Annotated in this window: 14 protein-coding genes; 8 read left to right on the top strand and 6 right to left on the bottom strand. The window is 68.8% G+C overall.

Annotated features, from left to right (window positions below):
• Positions 1–100: 100 nt before the first annotated feature.
• The 5 genes from AC1DW3_RS07500 to AC1DW3_RS07480 form a co-directional block, all read right to left on the bottom strand.
• Positions 101–2,131, bottom strand: coding sequence for a GGDEF domain-containing protein (locus AC1DW3_RS07500; RefSeq protein WP_477930103.1), 2,031 nt, complete (start codon positions 2,129–2,131; stop codon positions 101–103).
• 73 nt (positions 2,132–2,204) lie between these two features.
• Positions 2,205–4,304 carry a GGDEF domain-containing protein gene (locus AC1DW3_RS07495; RefSeq protein WP_477930101.1) on the bottom strand — a complete coding sequence of 700 codons (2,100 nt, stop codon included), beginning with the start codon at positions 4,302–4,304 and terminating at the stop codon, positions 2,205–2,207.
• 122 nt (positions 4,305–4,426) lie between these two features.
• A complete protein-coding gene (locus AC1DW3_RS07490; RefSeq protein ID WP_477930100.1) occupies positions 4,427–6,118 on the bottom strand; it encodes an ABC transporter ATP-binding protein in 1,692 nt (563 codons plus the stop codon).
• A complete protein-coding gene (locus AC1DW3_RS07485; protein WP_477930098.1) occupies positions 6,115–7,140 on the bottom strand; it encodes an ABC transporter permease in 1,026 nt (341 codons plus the stop codon). The genes AC1DW3_RS07490 and AC1DW3_RS07485 overlap by 4 nt, the downstream gene beginning before the upstream one ends.
• 165 nt (positions 7,141–7,305) lie before the next feature.
• On the bottom strand, positions 7,306–8,244 hold the full coding sequence (locus AC1DW3_RS07480; RefSeq protein WP_477930096.1) for an ABC transporter permease: 939 nt from the start codon (positions 8,242–8,244) through the stop codon (positions 7,306–7,308).
• A gap of 141 nt (positions 8,245–8,385) precedes the next feature.
• Between AC1DW3_RS07480 and AC1DW3_RS07475 the strand changes: the two genes are divergently transcribed.
• From AC1DW3_RS07475 to AC1DW3_RS07440, 8 genes are all read left to right on the top strand, one after another.
• Positions 8,386–10,194, top strand: a complete 1,809-nt coding sequence (locus tag AC1DW3_RS07475) for an ABC transporter substrate-binding protein (protein WP_477930094.1) — start codon at positions 8,386–8,388, stop codon at positions 10,192–10,194.
• 7 nt (positions 10,195–10,201) lie between these two features.
• Positions 10,202–11,998, top strand: coding sequence for an ABC transporter substrate-binding protein (locus AC1DW3_RS07470; RefSeq protein WP_477930092.1), 1,797 nt, complete (start codon positions 10,202–10,204; stop codon positions 11,996–11,998).
• A gap of 104 nt (positions 11,999–12,102) precedes the next feature.
• Positions 12,103–12,432 carry a PspC domain-containing protein gene (locus AC1DW3_RS07465; protein ID WP_477930090.1) on the top strand — a complete coding sequence of 110 codons (330 nt, stop codon included), beginning with the start codon at positions 12,103–12,105 and terminating at the stop codon, positions 12,430–12,432.
• Positions 12,433–12,523: 91 nt separating this feature from the next.
• Complete coding sequence (locus AC1DW3_RS07460; RefSeq protein WP_477930088.1) at positions 12,524–14,137, top strand: wax ester/triacylglycerol synthase family O-acyltransferase; 1,614 nt, start codon at positions 12,524–12,526, stop codon at positions 14,135–14,137.
• Positions 14,138–14,894: 757 nt separating this feature from the next.
• Positions 14,895–15,716, top strand: a complete 822-nt coding sequence (locus AC1DW3_RS07455; protein ID WP_477930086.1) for an esterase/lipase family protein — start codon at positions 14,895–14,897, stop codon at positions 15,714–15,716.
• 18 nt (positions 15,717–15,734) lie between these two features.
• Positions 15,735–16,235: a hypothetical protein gene (locus AC1DW3_RS07450; protein WP_477930084.1), complete on the top strand. Its 501-nt coding sequence runs from the start codon at positions 15,735–15,737 to the stop codon at positions 16,233–16,235.
• A 99-nt stretch (positions 16,236–16,334) separates the two neighbouring features.
• Positions 16,335–16,931, top strand: a complete 597-nt coding sequence (locus AC1DW3_RS07445) for an ATP-dependent Clp protease proteolytic subunit (RefSeq protein WP_477930082.1) — start codon at positions 16,335–16,337, stop codon at positions 16,929–16,931.
• Positions 16,931–17,827 (top strand): alpha/beta fold hydrolase, encoded by an 897-nt coding sequence (locus AC1DW3_RS07440; RefSeq protein ID WP_477930080.1) that lies wholly within the window; start codon positions 16,931–16,933, stop codon positions 17,825–17,827. Before AC1DW3_RS07445 ends, AC1DW3_RS07440 begins: the two co-directional genes overlap by 1 nt.
• 11 nt (positions 17,828–17,838) lie before the next feature.
• Here AC1DW3_RS07440 and AC1DW3_RS07435 read toward each other — a convergent pair whose 3' ends face one another.
• On the bottom strand, positions 17,839–18,429 hold the full coding sequence (locus AC1DW3_RS07435) for a hypothetical protein (RefSeq protein ID WP_477930079.1): 591 nt from the start codon (positions 18,427–18,429) through the stop codon (positions 17,839–17,841).
• Positions 18,430–18,454 lie beyond the last annotated feature (25 nt).

Below are 18,454 nucleotides of genomic sequence, written 5' to 3'. Positions count from 1 at the left end.
TTGCGCCCGGTGGGCGCGATGTGCCTGGCGAAGAGCTGCGGCTCATGCCGCAGCGCGGCCTGCAAGGCCGGCCAAGGTACTCCTTGGACGAGGGGCCTACTCATTGCGGGCCTGGCAACTGCCTGAGCTTGACCTGGCCGTTCATGCAAGCGGCATCGAAGTCCTGCAGCACGGCGGTCAGCGCATGGCTGTCGGGGGTCTCGACGGCGCTGATGCCGACGCCACGGTTGCGGCCCTCGGCCTTGGCCTTGTAGAGCACCATGTCGGCCCAGTTGACGGCCTGCTCCCAGTGCAGGCGCAGGGCCGCGCCGGCCGCGCCGCCGAGGGGGAAGCTCGCGAATCCCATGGAAGCGGTGACGCGCAGCGGGCCCTCGGGCGTCTCGACCGGCTGGCCGCCGATGCCGCGCAGGATGCGCTCGGCCATCAGCGCGAGGTCGTCGCCCGGCAGCTCCGGCGCGAAGACGAGGAACTCCTCCCCGCCCCAGCGCACGACCAGGTCGGTATCGCGCACGGCCGCCTTGATGCGGCGCGCCACTTCGACGATGACGGCATCGCCGGCCGCATGGCCGTGCCAGTCGTTGACGTTCTTGAAGTGGTCGATGTCGATCATCATCAGCGCGCCGACGAAGCCCTCGCCCTTGGCGTCGCGGGCGCCCTGGTCCATGACGGCCAGGAAGTGGCGGCGGTTGGACAAATCGGTCAAGGGATCGCGCTCGCTCTGGGCCCGCAGCAGGCTCTGGTTGGCCGTCAAGCGGGTCTGGGCGCGGCGCATGCGCACCAGCGTCACGCCGACCAGGGCGACGGACAGCAGCAGCAGCGCGCCGACGGCGAGGCCGACCTGCTGCGCGAGCTGCTGGTTGGAGATCTGCTGGTCCTTGAGCTGGCCGTCACGCGCCAGCAGGTCGAGGTCGCGCTGCTTGGCGGCGCTGTCGTATTTGCGGCCCAGCTCCTCCAGCGCGGCGGCGCGGTTGCGCTCGTTGGCGCGGGTGTTGAGGTCGCGCTCGGCATGCAGGGCTGCCAGCGCCTCCTTGTACTGGCCGGCCTCGGTCCAGGTCTCGGCGAGCTCGCGCAGCTCGCGGGCGCGCGGCACGAGGTCGGCGGGGTCGGTGCCGAACTCGCCGACCTTGGCGAGTTCCACGCGGGCCTGGTCGAACTGGCGCAGCTTGATGTGGGCCACGGCCAGGTTGTGGTGCAGGCTGCGTTCGTAGAAGCGATCGCCGAAGCGCTGCAGCACCGGCATGGCGCGCTGCCCGGCGGCCAGCGCCTCCTTGGGCAGGCCCAGGTGCATATAGGAATCGACGAGGTTGGAGCGCAGCTGGGCGGCGAGGTGGGGCGCATCGGCCTGCTCGGCCAGCAGCAGTGCGGCCTCGACGGCGCTGCGCGACGCCGCCATGTCGCGGGCGCGGCGCTCGACGGCGGCTTCGTAGTTGCGCACGCGGGCCCCGGCCACGAGGTCGCCAGCGGCCTCAACGGCGGCGGCGCGCAGCTCGACACGGGCCGCGTCCAGGCGGTCCTGGGCCTGCAGCGACACGGCCAGCATGCCCAGGCTGAGGGCGGTCAGGTGCTTGTCTTCGCCGGCGCGGGCCAGGGCCAGGCCCCGCTTGACGCTGGCCTCGGAGACCGCGAAGGCGCCCTGGGCGTATTGCTCGCGTTGCAGGATGCGCAGGGCCTCCCAGGCGCTGCGGAAATCGCAGCCCAGCTCGCGCACGGCACGCGCCTCGTCACCGGCCGGGCAGCGTTTTTCCAGGCCGGCCAGGGCCCGTGCGGCCAGGGCGGTGGCGGACTTGCCGGTGCGCTCCTGCGCCAGCGCGCGCAGCAGCCAGCCGCGGTCGGCACCGTCCTCGCGGCCCATCAGCTGCGCGGCCACGGCGTCGGCCGCCTCGGCCTGGCCGCCGGCCAGCAGCACGCGGCCGCGCGCCATCAGCCAGGCGGCCTCGCGCGGCTGGCCCGGCTCGGCATGGGTGGGCCAGCGCTGGTTCAGCTCGGCCAGCATGGCTTCGGGCGCATCGAAGGCGCGGCGGGTGATGTTGGCCAGCAGCGTGTCCTCGGCCACCGGGTCGGGGGCGACGACCGGTGCGGCGCCCGCGAGGCCCGCGGCCAGCGTCAGACACAGGGCGGCGATCGTCCTCATTGGTGGACCCTTCGCGCTGCGCGCTGTCCCGCCCAGCGGGAGCGAGCTTGCTTGGGACGGCCCGGCGCGGCGCTCATGCGTTGGCCGGCCGGCTCACGGCGTCGGGATGGAAGCTGCTGTCGCCCGCACGGGCCGGGCCGCTGAGGGCCTGCAGGCCCACCTGGCCTTCAGCCCAGGCGGCCTCCAGCCGGGCCGTCAGCTGCGCCGCCGCCAGCGCGTCTTCGGCGTGGATGCGCTCGACGCCATAGGCCTTGTTGCGGCCATGGGACTTGGCCAGATACATGACGGTGTCGACGAGGTCGATGGCACGCTCCCAGGTCAGGCGCAGGCCGTGCGGCGGCACCGGCAGGCTGACGAAGCCGATGGAGGCCGTGACGGGCACTTCGCGGCCTTCGTAATGCACCGGCTTGCCGCCGACGAGGTCCAACAGGCGCTGGGCCAGCTGGGCCGCGAACACGCCCTCGCGGCCACGCGCGACGATGAGGAATTCCTCGCCGCCCCAGCGCACGATGAGGTCATCGTCACGCACGGCCTGGCGCAGCCGCTGGGCGATCTCGATGAGGACGACGTCGCCGGCGGCGTGGCCGAAGCTGTCGTTGATGCGCTTGAAATGGTCGATGTCGATCAGGAAGACGCTGGCCGACAGGCCCTCGGCACTGGACAAATTCTTGATCGCGGCCTGGAAGTGGCGGCGGTTGGCCAGGCCGGTCAGCGGGTCGGTCTCGCTCTGGCGCTTCAGCGAGGCGTTGCTGTGGGCCAGGGCCTCGTTGGTGCGGCGCACGCGCCGGAAGGCCTGGTAGAGCAGGCCGAGCGAGACGAGCACGCAGCCGCCCATGGCCGACCACAGCGTCAGCCCCAGATTGCGCTGGTGGACCTGCTCGGCCTTGAGGGCGTTGTCGCGGTTGAGCAGCTCGATGTCGCGGGCGCGCTGCTCGGCGTCCTGGCGCTCCTGGGCTTCGAGCAGCAGCTTGCGGGTCTCGTCGCGCAGCACGCGCTCGTCCATGCGGCGGTGCTCGCGGTAGGCGGCGATGGCGCCCGCCAGGTCGCCGGCCTTTTCCAGATAGCCCGCCAGCTCCTGCCAGCCGGCCGACGCATAGGCGAGGGCGCCCTGCTGCTCGTCCAGCGTGATGCCGGCGCGCACATCGTCGCGGCCCTCGGCGATGCGGCCCATCGAGATCTTGGCCAGGCCGATGTTGGAGCGGGCGACGCTCTCGGCACTGATGTTGCGCGTCGCACGCGCGAGCGGCAGGGCCTGCTCGGCGAGTTCCAGCGCCCGCGCCGGATGGCCCTGGCGCAGGTGGTAGTCGGCGAAATTGGCCAGGCCCAGGGCGCGCACCGAGTCGGCGCCGGCGCGCGTGGCCTGTTCCAGCGCATCGGAATTGGCCTGCAGCGTGATGCTGGAGTCGCTGTCCTCGGCATAGACGATGCCGCGCATCGTGTAGACCTGGTTCAGCGTCATCGGGTCAGGGTCCTTCTGGGCCTCGGTCAGCGCCTGGCCGATGAGCTGGCGGGCGCGCGCCGGCGTGTCGGCCCGGTTGGACGTGAAGGCCAGGTCCACCAGCGTCAGCGCGACGCGCCAGGGCTGGCCCATCTGTTCGGCCAGGCGCTGGGCCGCGTGGCCCTGGTTCAGCGACAGGTCGAGCTCGCCCGAGTCGCTGGCGATGGCCGTGAGCTGGTGGTGGTAGCGCCAGCGGAACACCGGTGCGGCGGCATTGAGCTGGGCGGCGTCCACGGCCATCAGCAGCTTGCGGGCCTCGCGCAGGTCGCCGTGGGAGCGCAGGTATTCGGCGCTGACGCTGGCCGCGGCGACGGCGGCGGCGGCGCGCAGCTCGCCGGCGGGCCAGTCGCGCAGGCGTTGGGAAATCTGGTCGGTCAGCGCCCGGTCGCGTGCGTAGGCAGCGAGCAGGCCGCGCAGGGCCAGCACCTCGAGCTCGGCGGCGCTGCCGGTGGCGAGCTTCTCGCCGCGGGCCCGCAGCTCCTGCTCCAGCGGCGCAGGCTTGGCGCGGGCGGCGCGCTCGATGCGTTCGAGGTCGCGGGCCAGGCCTTCGTCGCGCACGGCCGAAGCGGTGGACGCGGGCGTGCCGGCGCCATCGCCGGGCGAGCAGGCGCACAGCAATGCCAATGCGGCCAGCGCCGCGCACAGCGTCGATCGGGAAGCCAGAGTTCGATACATCGGGGCGTTGGACGGCCGAGCATGCCGAGCCGCACCGCGGATTTCAGCGCGGTTCAGGCGGGATGTTGAGGATCCCACGTCCGAGACCGTTGAAATTACACGCAACCGTAAGAATCGGCCGCCTAGGCCGGCCGGGCGACGGCCCCCTGGTAGCCCCGCGGCACGGCGCCGAGCAGGCGGCGCGTGTATTCCTCACGCGGCGCCTGGATGATGTCGCGCGTGGTGGCCTGCTCGACCACGTCCCCGTTCTGCATGACCAGCACCTCGTCGGAGATGAACTTGACGACCGCCAGGTCGTGGCTGATGAAGATGTAACTCAGGCCGAACTCGTCCTGCAGGTCCTTCAGCAGATTGAGCACCTGGGCCTGCACCGACACGTCCAGGGCGGACACCGCCTCGTCCAGCACCAGCACCTCGGGCTGCAGCGTCAGGCAGCGCGCGATGGCGATGCGCTGGCGCTGGCCGCCGCTGAACTCATGCGGGTACTTGCCCATCGCGCTTTCGTCCAGGCCCACCTTCTGCAGCAGGGCCACGGCACGCGCCTCGCGCTCGGTCGTGTTCGCGCCGATGCCGTGGATCTCCATCGGCTCGCGCAGCGTCTGGCCGATCGTGAAGCGCGGGTTCAGCGAGGCATAGGGGTTCTGGAACACGACCTGGATGCGGCGGCGCATCTGCTGCCAGTCGGCGCCGCTCATCTTGAGCAGGTCCCGGCCTTCAAACAGCACCTGGCCGCCCGTGGGTTCATGCAGGCGCAACAGCGTCAGGCCCATGGTCGTCTTGCCCGAGCCGGACTCGCCGACGACGCCGAGCGTGTGGCCCTTGCGCAGCTTGAAGTTCACGCCCTTGACGGCCTTGAACTCGCGCTTGCCGAACAGGCCGTCCTTCAGCCAGAAGCTCTTCTGCAGGCCGGTCGCTTCCAGCACGACGGGTGCGTTGGCGTCCTTGGCCTTGATGTCGGTGGAAGCCGCGCGGCCGGCGATGTGATCGTCGATGACCATCAGCCGCGCCGGGTTCTCGGTCAGCGACGGCCGGCAGGCCAGCAGGGCCTTGGTGTAGGCGTCCTGGGGGTCGCTGAAGATGTTCGCCACCGGCGCGTTCTCGCGCACCTGGCCGTGGCGCATGACGACGACCTGGTCCGAGATCTCGCCGACGACGCCGAGGTCGTGCGAGATGAACAGCAGGCTCATCCGATGCGATTCCTTGAGCTTGGCCAGCAGCTCCATGACCTGGCGCTGGATGGTCACGTCCAGCGCCGTCGTCGGCTCGTCGGCGATCAGCAGCTTCGGGCTGCAGGCCAGCGCCACGGCGATCATCACGCGCTGCTGCTGGCCGCCCGACATCTCGTGCGGGTAGGCCGACAGGCGCCGCCTGGGCTCGGGGATGCCGACCTCATTGAGCAATTCCTCGGCGCGGACGAGCGCTTGGCGGCGGCTCATGCCCATGTGCTTCATCAGCGGCTCGCAGACCTGCGTGGCCACGTTGAAGACCGGGTTCAGCGAGCTCATCGGGTCCTGGAAGACGCAGGCGATCTCCTTGCCGCGGATGGCCTGCAGTTCGCGCAGGCCGGTCTGCAGCAGGTCGCGGCCCTGGAACAGGATGCGGCCCTCACGCTCGGCATTGCTGGGCAGCAGGTTGAGGATGGACATGGCCGTCACGCTCTTGCCCGAGCCCGATTCGCCGACGAGGGCGACCGTGCTGTTCTCCGGCACGTCGAAGCTGATGCCCTTGACGGCCAGCTGGCGCTGCATGACGCCGTCGACCTTGCCCATGCGGAAGGCGACCTTGAGGTCTTGGATGCTGAGGAGCATGCTCATTCGAGACCTCGCAGCTTGGGGTCCAGGGCGTCGCGCAGCGCATCCGTGAAGAGCGCGAACGCGGTGACGAAGACGGCCATGGCCGTGGTCACGGCGGCGAGCTGCCACCAGTAGCCCAGGATCATCTCGTTCTGCGCCTCGCCCAGCATCGTGCCCCAGGAAACCTGGTCGACACCCACGCCCAGGCCGAGGTAGCTCAGGATGACTTCGCTCTTGATGAAGCTGACGACGTGAAGGGACAGCTGCACCAGCGCCACGTGGGACACATTGGGCAGGATGTGCTTGAACATGCGCGACCACTGCGAGGCACCGATGGCCTCGGCCGAGCGCACGTATTCGCGCCCGCGGTGCTTGATGAACTCGGCGCGGATCAGGCGGTAGATGCCGGTCCAGCCCGTCAGCGCGAGGATGATGACGACCGCCCCGACGCCACGCGGGAAGATGGCCGCGAAGGCGAAGATCAGCAGGATGCTGGGGATGGCGGTGAAGACGTTGTAGACCCACTCCAGGAAGTCGCCGATCCTGCCGCCGAAGAAGCCGGAGATGGCGCCCAGCACGGTGCCGATCAGCGTCGCCACGACGGCCGCCGCCAGGCCCACGAAGATGGACACCTCGGCGCCCTTGATGACCTTGGCCAGCACGTCGCGGCCAAGGCGGTCGCCACCCAGCGGCAGCGTCTCGGCCTTGACGACCTCTTCGGTCTTGAAGGCCTTGGCCCGCTCGGCCCATTCGCCATAGCGGGGTGCCAGCGGGTCGATGTCGGACAGGTCGACATTCGGGCCCTTGGGCGCGCTAATGGTGCCGGTGTCTTCGGCGGGCTGGGGCCCGAGCAGCGTCGGCGGCGCGTTGGGCACGGCGACCTCCCGCTGCCAGCCCGACGCCAGCAGTTGGGTGGCCGCCAGCAGCACCAGGACGAGGAAGGCGCCGACGATGCCCATCGACACGACGCCGACGCGGTCGGTCTTGAGGCGCCGCCAGGAAGCGGCCCAGACGCCGCCGGAGGAGTTGGAGATCGCGGTCATGTCAGTTGTTCGTGATGCATGAAATCCGCGGGCCGAGCGCCGGGCCGCTCCCTAGCCGGCCCGCACTGGCGATGTGCTTGCCGGTTGATCCGGCAAGCATCGGCGTCCCCTCGGGGGACCGACCGGGCTGCCCGCGTTCAGCTGGGCAAGACTGGGCGAGGGGTCTCATTTCAGCACCACGCGGGGGTCGACCAGCTTGTAGAGCAGGTCCACCACAAGGTTGACCGTCATCGTCAGCGCCGCCAAGTAGATGGCGAAGGCCTGGATGACGGGATAGTCGCCGCGGTTGACGGCAAGCAGCAGCTCACGGCCGAGGCCGGGGATGGAGAAGAACACCTCGATCAGGAAGCTGCCCACCAGCACGCCGGGCAGCAGCACCGACACATTGGTCAGGATGGGGATCATCGCGTTGCGCAGCACATGCTTGAGCAGCACGGTGGTGTCGGTCAGGCCCTTGGCGCGCGCGGTGCGCACATAGTCGTGGCCGATCTCGTCGAGGAAGAAGCTGCGGTACAGCCGGATCTGCGGCGCCATCGACACCGCCACGGCCACCAGCACGGGCAGCGGGGCGTAGGTGGTGAGGTTGGTCCAGGTGCTGGCCGTCCAACCCTGCACCGGGAACCAGCCGAGGCGGAAGGCAAACAGGTACTGGGCCAGGATGACGTAGACCAGCAGCGAGATGGACACGGCGATCGTCGAGCAGACCATGACGGTGCGGTCCGTCAAGCTGCCGCGCACGGCGGCCACGGCCATCGCGAAGGGGATGGCCAGCAGCACCTCGAGGATGAGGATGGGCAGGGTCACCGTCAGCGTGGCGGGCAGGCGCGTCGCGAACAGGTTGGCGACTGCCTCGTTGGTCGCCCAGCTGCGCCCCCAGTCGAAGGTGACGATCTGCTTGACGAAGATCCACAGCTGCTCCCAGACCGGCTTGTTCAGGCCGAGCTGCTCGCGGATCGATTCAATCATCTCCGGGCTGGCGTTCATGCCGCCGAGGATGACGGTCGGGTCGTTGCCGAAGTACTTGAACAGGAAGAACACCAGCAGCACGACGCCGAGCAGGGTCGGGATCATCTGCCACAGGCGTCGGATCAGATAGGCCGCCATCGGGGCTCCCAAAAACCACAAACCCCGCCAGGCAAGCGGGGTTACACCAGAAAACGGGCCGGAGTCTATGCGAGCAAAGCGCGGCCCCGGCCTGACGGTTTCACTAGACTCCGCGACTTCTCCGCCTTGCGCGCCCCCGCGATGAAGCTTTCCTCCCTGCTGACCACCCTCTTGCTGGCCTGTGCGATGACCGGCGCCCAAGCCCAGAGTCCGCCCCAGGAGAAGGTGCTGCGCTATGCCTTCAAGGTGGCCGAAACCGGTTTCGACCCGGTCCAGGTGACCGACAAATACTCCAAGGACATCCTCGGCGGCATCCTGGACGCGCCGCTGGAATACGACTTCGGCACCCGCCCCTTCAAGCTGCGCCCGGCCACTCTTTCCGAGATGCCCGAGATCAGCGCCGACTTCAAGACCATCACGATGCGGGTCAAGCCCGGCATCTATTTCTCCGACGACCCGGCCTTCAAGGGTGCCAGGCGCGAGCTGACGGCGGCCGACTATGTCTACAGCATCAAGCGCCACTACGACCCCGCGCTGAAGAGCGGCAATCTCTACATCCTGGAGAACGTCAAGATCCTCGGCCTGTCGGAGCTGCGCAGGGAGCTCATGAAGGTCAAGAAGCCCTTCGACTACGACCGCGAGGTCGAAGGCCTCAAGACCCTGGACCGCTACACGCTGCAGCTCAAGCTCGGCGTCGGCGACCCGCGCTTCGTGCAGCAGTTCGCTGACGCCGGCTTCCTGGGCGCCGTCGCGCGCGAGGTCGTCGAGTTCTATGGCGACAAGATCATGGAACACCCGGTCGGCACCAATGCCTTCCGCCTGACCGAGTGGCGGCGCAGCTCGCGCGTCGTCCTCGAGAAGAACCCCAACTTCCGCGACCTGCGCTACGCCGAGGTCGCGCCGCCCGACGCCAGCGACAAGCTCAAGGCCGAGGTCGCGGCCCTGCAGGGCCGGAAGCTGCCGCTGGTGGACCGTGTCGTCATCGACATCATCGAAGAGGCCCAGCCGCGCTGGCTGTCCTTCCTGCGCGGCGAGGCGGACGTCATCGAGGAGGTGCCCATCGACTTTGCCTCGGTCGCCATGCCGGGCAACCACCTGGCGCCCAACCTAGCCAAGCTGGGGCTGACGATGACGCGCTATCCGCGCGCCGACGTCTCGGTCAGCTACTTCAACATGGAGGACGCGGTCGTCGGCGGCTACACGCCCGAGCGCATAGCGCTGCGCCGCGCCATCAACCTGGCCGTCGACCTGGACAAGGAGATCCGCCTCGTGCGCCGCGGCCAGGCGCTGAAGAGCCAGGGGCCGATGCCGACGACGGTGTTCGGCTATGACCCGGCCTTCAAGTCGGAGATGAGCGAGTTCAGCCTCGCCAAGGCCAAGGCCCTGCTCGACCTCTATGGCTATGTCGATCGCGACGGCGACGGCTGGCGCGAGCAGCCCGACGGCAAGCCGCTGGCCATCGAGTACTCGACGCTGGCCGATGGCGAGCGCCGCCAGCTCGCCGAGCAGTGGCAGAAGAACATGGCCGCCCTGGGCATCCGCATGAGCTTCAAGATCGGCAAGTTCCCGGAGCAGCTCAAGGCCGCCAACGCCGGCAAGCTGCAGATGTGGGGCGTGGGCTGGGTCGGCACGACACCCGACGGCGACACCTTCCTGGCACTGGGCTCCAGCAAGGCCAAGGGCAATGCCAACAAGCCGCGCTTCGACCTGCCGGCCTTCGAGGTGCTGTTCGACAAGCAGAAGGCCCTGCCCGACGGTCCCGAGCGCCAGGCGCTGATGAACGAAGCGCAGCGCCTGCTGATTGCCTACGCCCCCTACAAATTCCACGTCCACCGCATCTGGACCGACATGGCCCAGCCCTGGGTCAGGGGCTACAGCCGCAATCTCTTCGTGCGCGACTTCTGGAAATACGTCGACATCGACGCCGCCGCGCTGCCCAAAGCCAAGTAAGACCCCCATGAAACACCTGCTCGCCGCATGCGCTGCCTGCTTGTCCCTGCTCGCTCCGGCCCGGGCGGCCGAGCCGGTGAAGACACTGCACTACGCCTTCCTGATCGCCGAGACCGGCTTCGACCCGGTGCGGCTGTCGGACATCTACTCGCGCACGCTGACCGCCCACATCTTCGAGAGCCTCTACACGTACGACCCGCTGGCGCGGCCGACGCGCATCGTGCCGCAGATCGCCGCCGGCGAGCCCGACATCAGTGCCGACTTCAAGACCTTCACCTTCAAGCTCAGGCCCGGCATCTACTTCGCCGACGACCCGGCCTTCAAGGGCAGGAAGCGCGAGGTCACGGCGCAGGACTTCGTCTACAGCATCAAGCGCTATGCCGACCCCGCCAACAACGCCCAGGGCTGGTCCAGCTATGAGGACGCCGCCATCGTCGGCCTGGAGGAGCTGCGCGAGCGCGTCATCCGGTCCAAGAAGCCCTTCCCCTACGACACCGAGGTCGAGGGCCTGAAGGCGCTGGACCGCTACACGCTGCAGGTCAGGACGCGTGAGCCGCGCCCGCGCCTGGTCGAATCCATCTTCGCGAACAACGACCTGTACGGCGCCGTCGCCCGCGAGGTCGTCGAGTTCTATGGCGACACCATCATGGAGCACCCGGTCGGCACCGGCCCCTTCGTGCTGAAGGAATGGCGGCGCAGCTCGCAGATCGTCTTCGAGCGCAACCCAGGCTATCGGGAGCGCCATTACGAGGCCGTGCCCACGCCCGGCGACAGGGAAGCTGAGGCCATCTACGCCAAGCTGAAGGGCCGGCGCATCCCGATGATCGACCGCGTCGTCGTCGACGTCATCGTCGAGAGCCAGCCGCGCTGGCTGGCCTTCCTGAACAACGAGCACGACTTCATCGAGCGTGTGCCCGAGGACTTCATCACCCAGGCCGCGCCGGGCGGCAAGCTGGCGCCCAACCTCGCCAAGCGCGGCATGCATGCGGTGTTCACGCTGACGCCGGACATGACGATGACCTGCTTCAACCTCGACGACCCGGTCGTCGGCGGCGTGACGCCCGACAAGGTCGCGCTGCGCCGCGCGCTGTCGCTGGCCTACGACGTGAACAAGGAGATCCTCATCGCCCGCCGCGGCCAGGCCGTGCCGGCCCAGTCGCCCATCGTGCCCCACACCACCGGCTATGAACCAGGCTTCAAGAGCGAGATGGGCGACTACGACCCGGCCCGCGCCCGCGCCCTGCTCGACATGTACGGCTATGTCGACAAGGATGGTGACGGCTGGCGCGACCTGCCCGACGGCAGCCCCCTCGTCATCACGCGCAACACCGAGCCCAAGTCGGTGAACCGCGCCATCGACGAGCTGTGGGAGAAGGCGCTGCGCGCCGTCGGCATCCGCATGAAGATCAAGATCCAGCAGTGGCCCGAGAACCTGAAGGCGGCCCAGGCCGGCAACTACCAGATGTGGCCGGTCGGCTCGACGGCGGCCCAGCCCGACGGCCAGGGTGCGCTGCAACGCTATTACGGCCCCGCTGCGGGCACGCAGAACCTGCCACGTTTCAGGAACGCGCGCTTCGACGCCATCTACGACCGCATGCAGGCCCTGCCCGATGGCCCCGAACGCGAGGCCCTGTTCAAGGAGGCCAAACGCATGGCCGTGGCCTACATGCCCTACAAGGTCAATGTGCACCGCATCCTCACGGACATCGAGCAGCCCTCGATGACGGGCTTCTACCGCCCGCTGTTCTGGCTGGACTTCTGGCAGTTCATCGACATCGACCCGAGCAAACAGCCTGTCCATTGAATTCCGCGGCGGCATCCCACGAAATCGACGGCCTGTCGCATGCCTCTGGCCTGCACGCACAGGACCGCTAGGCTTCGTTCCATCAACCCCGCAAGGAGCCCCAAATGAACGACGCTGACGAACTCAACAAGCTGGCCGACCTGCATGCGCGTGGCGTGCTCAACGACGAGGAATTCGCCAAGGCCAAGGCCCGCGTGCTCGGCGGCCACACCGCGGCGGCTTCGAGCAGCGCGCAGAGCCCCAACATCGGTGCCGTCAACGGCCTGCGCCGGGCCCGCGTCGACCGCTGGATCGGCGGCGTCTGTGGCGGCATCGCCCGCGTGACCGGCCTCGATTCCTGGGTCTGGCGCCTCATCTTCACGGTGCTCTTCCTGGCCTTCGGCAGCGGCATCCTGCTCTACATCCTGCTGTGGATCTTCGTCCCCGAGGAATGAACTGACGGCGGCCCGGGAAGGGTCGCCCCCGAGACGCCGGCGGCGGGCAGCGCGGGTATGCTGGGCTGAAACAAGCCCAGGAGACGCCCCGATGAAACAGCTCGCCGGCCTCGACGCCAGCTTCCTCTACCTGGAAACGCCGCAGATGCCGATGCATGTCGGCGCCCTGCATCTGCTGGAGCTGCCCGTCGGTTACGACGGCGACTACATCGAAGACCTGCGCGAGCACATGCGGGCCCGCATGCCGCTGCTGCCGGCCCTGCGCCGCCGCCTCGTCGCGATGCCGCTGGGCCTGTCCAACCCGGGCTGGGTGGACGCCGAGCCCGACCTCGAGGAGCACATCGTCGAGATCGCCCTGCCCGAGGGCAGCGGCATGGCCGAGCTGGAAGCCCAGGTGGGCGCCCTGCACCCCGTGCTGCTGGACCGCGGCCTGCCGCTGTGGAAGTTCCACGTCTTCACCGGGCTGGATTCGGGCCCCGAGGGCCAGCCGCGCATCGCGCTGTACACCCAGCTCCACCATGCCGCCGTGGACGGCCAGGCCGCCGTGGCGCTGGCCCAGGTCATCCTCGACCTCAGCCCCGAGCCGCGCCCCATCGACGCCATCGCCGCGCGCGGCAAGAAGCGCGGCCAGCTCGGCACCGTCGGCATGCTGCGCGCGGCCGTGTCCCAGCAGTGGAAGCAGACCGTCAAGCTGGCCCGCTCCCTGCCCAGCGCCGCCAACATCCTCGGCAACATGGCCATGGGCTATGCCGGCGGCGCCGCGGCCGGCGCCTCCATCGACAAGCTGCGCAACCTGCTGGGCGACGTGGCCGCGCAGACCACGGCCGTGGTGCGCGGCAAGAAAGCAGTCTCCAGCCTGGGCCCGGCGCCGCGCACACGCTTCAACGTCAGCCTGTCCGACACGCGCTCCTTTGCGGGCGTGACCCTGGCCCTGGCCGAGCTGCACCGCACCCGCAAGCGCCACCACGCCAGCGTCAACGACGCCGTCCTCTTCGTCATCGGCGGCGCACTGCGGCGCTTCCTGACCAAGCACGGCCCGCTGCCGCGCAAGAGCCTGATCGCCGCCGTGCCCGTGTCCACGCGCGCCGCCGGCGACACCACGTCCAACAACCAGGCCACCATGACCTTCATGAGCCTGGGCACGCACCTGAGCAACCCGGGCGAGCGCCTGGCCCATGTGATGGCCTCCAGCAAGGCCATGAAGGCGCAGATGAGCCAGCTCAAGAGCCTGATGCCGACCGACTTCCCCAGCCTGGGCATCCCCTGGCTGATGCAGGCCGGCGCCATGCTCTACGGCCGCGCCAAGGTGGCCGAGAAGCTGCCTGTCGTCGCCAACGTCGTCATCTCCAACGTGCCCGGGCCGCAGCTGCCGCTGTATCTGGCCGGCGCCAAGATGCTGACCAACTACCCCACGTCGATTGCCGTGCACGGCCTGGCGCTGAACGTGACGGTGCAGACCTACAACCAGTCCCTGGACATCGGCCTGATGGCCTGCGGCGAGGCCATGCCCGAGACCGCCGAGTTCGCGGCCTATGTCGAGGCGGCCTTCATGGAGTTCCAGGCGCTGCCGGTGGCGGAGGTCGTGGAGCCTGAGCCGACGCCGGTGGTGAAGAAGAAGGCGCCGGTGAAGAAGGTGGCGGCGAAGAAGACGGTGGTGAAGAAGGCCGCGGCACCGGCGAAGCGAAGGACAGCCAACGCGGCTTGAGCGCGCATGCAGGCCTCGTACTGGGATTGGCTGCTCTGGGGCTCTGTGCTCCTGGGCGGTGTCGCCTTTGCCCGTCACGTCGCCAACGACGATGGCCACCTGAAGGCCCATCGCGAGCAGGCCTTGCAAAGGCGGCTGGCGCGCTATCCCGCCAGCGCCCGCGCAGTCATCATCCGAGCTCAGCCGGTCCCATGGACGCGGACTGTTTTAGCACTTGGCTCAATCATCGTCATCGCCGCCGGGATTCCATATTTCCTCAGGGGCGGCATCCCACTCCTGTGTAACCGCATTGGCCCTGCCAGCACCTTGGAGTGGCTCCGCTTTGCACTATTTCCTGGAGTGCCGGCGTTGCTAATGTGGCCCGTCGCGATCGGCCTTCGACAGGCTGTCCGGATACTGCGAGGCGGTTACGCGCCACCGCTGGACTCCAGGCTGGCCCGCGACACCGTCGCCGTGTCGGGCTGGCGGGCTAGGCTGCAAGGCGTGACTAACCTCGCAATCGCAATTGCGGTCATTTGCGTCATAGGCTATTGGATGTACGACCTGCGACGGCCTCTTGACGCCAACGATGCGGGAGCGAGGTTCGTGGCGAGCTGTGTAGTCGGCACGCATTCTCCTCAAGAAGGGCCGGCGCATCGCTGAGGGCGCGCATGCACCAGTCACCAACGCGACACCTCAGCCCCCGGGCAAGCACGCCCCGGAAACAGGCGACAGCTGGCTAACATGGCCGGGCTTTGCCCGCTCTCGCTTTTGCCGCATGCCCGCCATCCGCTCGCCGCGCTTCTCGCGCTGGCAACAGACCCCCACCTCCCCTCACCCCGACTGGTCCGACTTGCGCGCACCCAACGCCTGGCTGCTGATGCTGGAGGGCCGCGCGCCCTGGGAATACGCGGCCCTGCTGGCCACCATGCCGTGGATGAAGAAACTGCCGCACGGCGACGGCCATCCCGTGCTGGTCTTCCCCGGCCTGGGCGCGCATGACTTCACCACCGCACCGCTGCGCGCGATGCTCGACTCGCTGGGCTACGCGACCCAGGGCTGGGGCCAGGGCTTCAACTTCGGTCCGCGCGCCGGCGTGCTGGAAAAGACCAAGGCCGACCTGATCGAGCTGCACCGTCGCCACGGCCGCAAGGTCAGCCTGCTGGGCTGGAGCCTGGGCGGCATCTATGCCCGCGAGCTGGCCAAGGAATGCCCGGAGCTGGCGCGCTGCGTCGTCACGCTGGGCACGCCCTTCACCGGCCACCCGCGCGCGACCAACGCCTGGCGCTTCTTCGAGATGGTCAGCGGCCACGCGTCCAACGACCCCGAGCTGATGGAGCAGATCCGCCAGGCGCCGCCGGTGCCGACGACGTCCATCTACTCCAAGAGCGACGGCGTCGTCGCCTGGCGCTGCAGCGTCAACGAGCCCTCGCCGCTGGCCGAGAACATCGAGGTGCAGGCCAGCCACATCGGCCTGGGCGTGAACCCGATCGCGCTGTATGCGCTGGCGGACCGGCTGGCGCAGCCGGATGGCGAATGGAAGCCTTTCGAGCCCAAGGGTGCGCGGCGGTGGTTCTACAGGACGCCCGCTTCGGCCTGAGTTGCCCCTTCATCCGCGATGAGCGACTCACATATTCGCAAGCAGGTCTACGACCTGAACGTCGAAGACTTCAATGAGCATCCCGTCTGGGAATTCGCTCATGACGAGGAAGGCGAGGAGGGCCAGGACGAAGTCACCGTGCGACCGTTCGAGCAGCAGGGCCTGCTCGACCCTGCGCGCAGCATGTTCGTCATTCGCGCCCAATTGACGCTGGCAGATAGAACGCGCCTCTGGGGCTATCTGACGCCCCCAGCACAACACGGCTCCGACCTCGGCACCATTCAGCCAGTGGCCATGGCGCCCCAGGGACAGGTGTCGTTCTGGTGCGGCGTTGTCGCGCCGGGCGCCAACAGTGTCACGGCGATGTACGCCCTGATGGGCAAATCATCTGCGACTGAAGTATTCCCGGTCGCCTTTAGATCCGACATCGCATTGGTAGGCGGCCCCGTTCACGGACAAGTGTCAGGGTTCCTGGTCATCGAGGATTTCAACGCCAAGCGCACGAGAGTCGTTACCTGATGCGCGAGAACACGCCCGGAGGCCTGCGCGCAAATCCTCTCGGCCTGAGTGGAACGCCGTTCTCGCGGTAAGGTATCGCCCTTAACCCGGACTCCGACCATGCAACATCACACCCTCGCCGCCGAAGACAAGGCCGCCAAGAAAGACGCCCCCGAGAAGATGGAAGAGCAGCTGCTGTTCAAGGGCCGCTTCGTCATGGTCTTCGGTGAGATCGACGACAAGATGGCCCTGGCCACCTGCCGCCGCCTGCTGGCCCTCGCGCAGGAATCCGACGCGCCCATCACGCTGCTGATCTCCTCGCCCGGCGGCCATGTGGAGAGCGGTGACGCCATCCACGACATGATCCGCTTCGTGCGCGCGCCGGTGAACGTGGTCGGCACGGGCTGGGTCGCCAGCGCCGGCACCCACATCTATCTCGCGGTGCCCAAGGAGCGTCGTTTCTCCCTGCCCAACACGCGTTTCATGATCCACCAGCCCGCGGGCGGCGCCGGTGGCCAGGCCAGCGACATCGCCATCCAGGCCAAGGAGATCCTGCGTGTTCGCGAGCGCCTGGCCGCCACCATCTCTCAGGCGACCGGCCAGCCGCTGGAGCGCGTGCGCCTCGACATCGAACGCGACTTCTGGATGAGCACCGACGAGGCCATCGCCTACGGGCTGGTGTCGCGCGTCATCGAGCGCCAGGTGGACCTCGGCTGATGCAGGTCAGCGCCAACGGCGTCCGCATCGAGGTCGACATCCAGGGGCCGGCCGACGGCGAGCCCCTGCTGATGATCATGGGCCTGGGCATGCAGCTCATCGCCTGGCCCGAGGGCCTCGTCGAGCAGTTGGTGGCCAAGGGCTTTCGCGTCATCCGCTTCGACAACCGCGACGTCGGCCTGTCGCAGTCCTTCGACGAGCTCGGCGCCCCCAACATCCCGCTGGCGGCGCTGCTGCACACGCTGCGCCTGCCGGTCAAGGCGCCGTACCAGCTGGCCGACCTGGCGCGCGACGCCGTCGGCGTGCTGGACGCGCTGGGCGTGGCCAAGGCCCATGTCTGCGGCGCGTCGATGGGCGGCATGGTGGCCCAGCACATGGGCTTCGCCCACGCCCAGCGCGTGAAGAGCCTGACGCTGATGATGACGACCAGCGGCGATCGCGGCGTGCCCAAAGAAAGCCTGAAGGTGCGTCGCGCGCTGATCTCGCGCCCCAAGCCCGGCAGCACGCCCGAGCAAAAGTTTCAGAACGTGCTGGACCACTACGTCGGCCTCTACGGCGTCATCGGCAGCCCAGGCTACCCGCCCGAAACCAAGCAGTTGCGCGAGCGCCTCGCACGCGGCATCAAGCGGGCCTTCCGCCCCCAGGCCGTCGCACGCCAGATGGTGGCCATCGCCGCCGACACGCACCGCGCCGAGCGCCTGCCGCGCATCAGCGCGCCCACCCTGGTCATCCATGGCGAGGGCGATGCACTGATCCCGGTGGCCGCGGCGCATGACCTCGCCAAACGCATTCCCGGCGCGAAGCTTGAAATCATTCCTGGCTGGGGGCACGACCTCCCGGAGGCGCTGTGGCCGCAGCTGGCCGCTGAAATCGCGGTCAATGCGGCAAGGGCCTGAGGGCCCAGCCTTCAGCCCTGGTCCGCGGCGCCCAGCTGCTCGATCGCTTCGTAGGCCTTGACCGCGGCGGCGGCCTCGGCCGTGCGTTCACTGCCTGCCGCCTCAGCGGCCTTGGCCGCCTTTTCGGCCGCCAGCTTGACCTCGTAGGCCTGCTGCTCCAGGGGCGACACGGTGCCGTCCTCGTCGGTGTCGGCTGGCTCGTAGGTCTGGCTGCTGCTGGGGGTGGTGCTGACGCTGGCGGCGGCGACGCCACCAGCCGCTCCGCCCGCAGGCGCTTGGCCGCCGGCAGGCGCTGCAGCACGCGCGCCACCGGCGGGGGGCGCCTTGGGCTCGCTGGCCTTGAATTCCTGCACGCTCACCTGGCCGCTGCCGCCGCCATCCAGGCGCACTGGCAAGTCCTCGGCGTTGGGTGCCGCTTGGGTAGCCGCCTGGGTAACCGCCTGGGTGACCGCTTCAGCCCGCTGCGCGCCTTCGGCTGAAATCTTGACGACCACGGCCTGCGGGTCTTCGGCGGTCGACGGGCTCTTGTTGCCGGGGTCCAGCCATTCGGCAGGACGAAGCAGGGTGCCGACCAAAGCTGGGGTATTGACGGCAGTGACCATGAGCAACTCCGGTGTAATCCCGGGC

Source organism: Roseateles sp. P2_H4 (assembly GCF_056403315.1).
This window is presented reverse-complemented; position numbering and strand designations above follow the sequence as displayed.

Coding starts and splice junctions, on each gene's coding strand:
- AC1DW3_RS07500 (WP_477930103.1), bottom strand. CDS start 2,131: ATGAGGACGATCGCCGCCCTGTGTCTGACGCTGGCCGCGGGCCTCGCG.
- AC1DW3_RS07495 (WP_477930101.1), bottom strand. CDS start 4,304: ATGTATCGAACTCTGGCTTCCCGATCGACGCTGTGCGCGGCGCTGGCC.
- AC1DW3_RS07490 (WP_477930100.1), bottom strand. CDS start 6,118: ATGAGCATGCTCCTCAGCATCCAAGACCTCAAGGTCGCCTTCCGCATG.
- AC1DW3_RS07485 (WP_477930098.1), bottom strand. CDS start 7,140: ATGACCGCGATCTCCAACTCCTCCGGCGGCGTCTGGGCCGCTTCCTGG.
- AC1DW3_RS07480 (WP_477930096.1), bottom strand. CDS start 8,244: ATGGCGGCCTATCTGATCCGACGCCTGTGGCAGATGATCCCGACCCTG.
- AC1DW3_RS07475 (WP_477930094.1), top strand. CDS start 8,386: ATGAAGCTTTCCTCCCTGCTGACCACCCTCTTGCTGGCCTGTGCGATG.
- AC1DW3_RS07470 (WP_477930092.1), top strand. CDS start 10,202: ATGAAACACCTGCTCGCCGCATGCGCTGCCTGCTTGTCCCTGCTCGCT.
- AC1DW3_RS07465 (WP_477930090.1), top strand. CDS start 12,103: ATGAACGACGCTGACGAACTCAACAAGCTGGCCGACCTGCATGCGCGT.
- AC1DW3_RS07460 (WP_477930088.1), top strand. CDS start 12,524: ATGAAACAGCTCGCCGGCCTCGACGCCAGCTTCCTCTACCTGGAAACG.
- AC1DW3_RS07455 (WP_477930086.1), top strand. CDS start 14,895: ATGCCCGCCATCCGCTCGCCGCGCTTCTCGCGCTGGCAACAGACCCCC.
- AC1DW3_RS07450 (WP_477930084.1), top strand. CDS start 15,735: ATGAGCGACTCACATATTCGCAAGCAGGTCTACGACCTGAACGTCGAA.
- AC1DW3_RS07445 (WP_477930082.1), top strand. CDS start 16,335: ATGCAACATCACACCCTCGCCGCCGAAGACAAGGCCGCCAAGAAAGAC.
- AC1DW3_RS07440 (WP_477930080.1), top strand. CDS start 16,931: ATGCAGGTCAGCGCCAACGGCGTCCGCATCGAGGTCGACATCCAGGGG.
- AC1DW3_RS07435 (WP_477930079.1), bottom strand. CDS start 18,429: ATGGTCACTGCCGTCAATACCCCAGCTTTGGTCGGCACCCTGCTTCGT.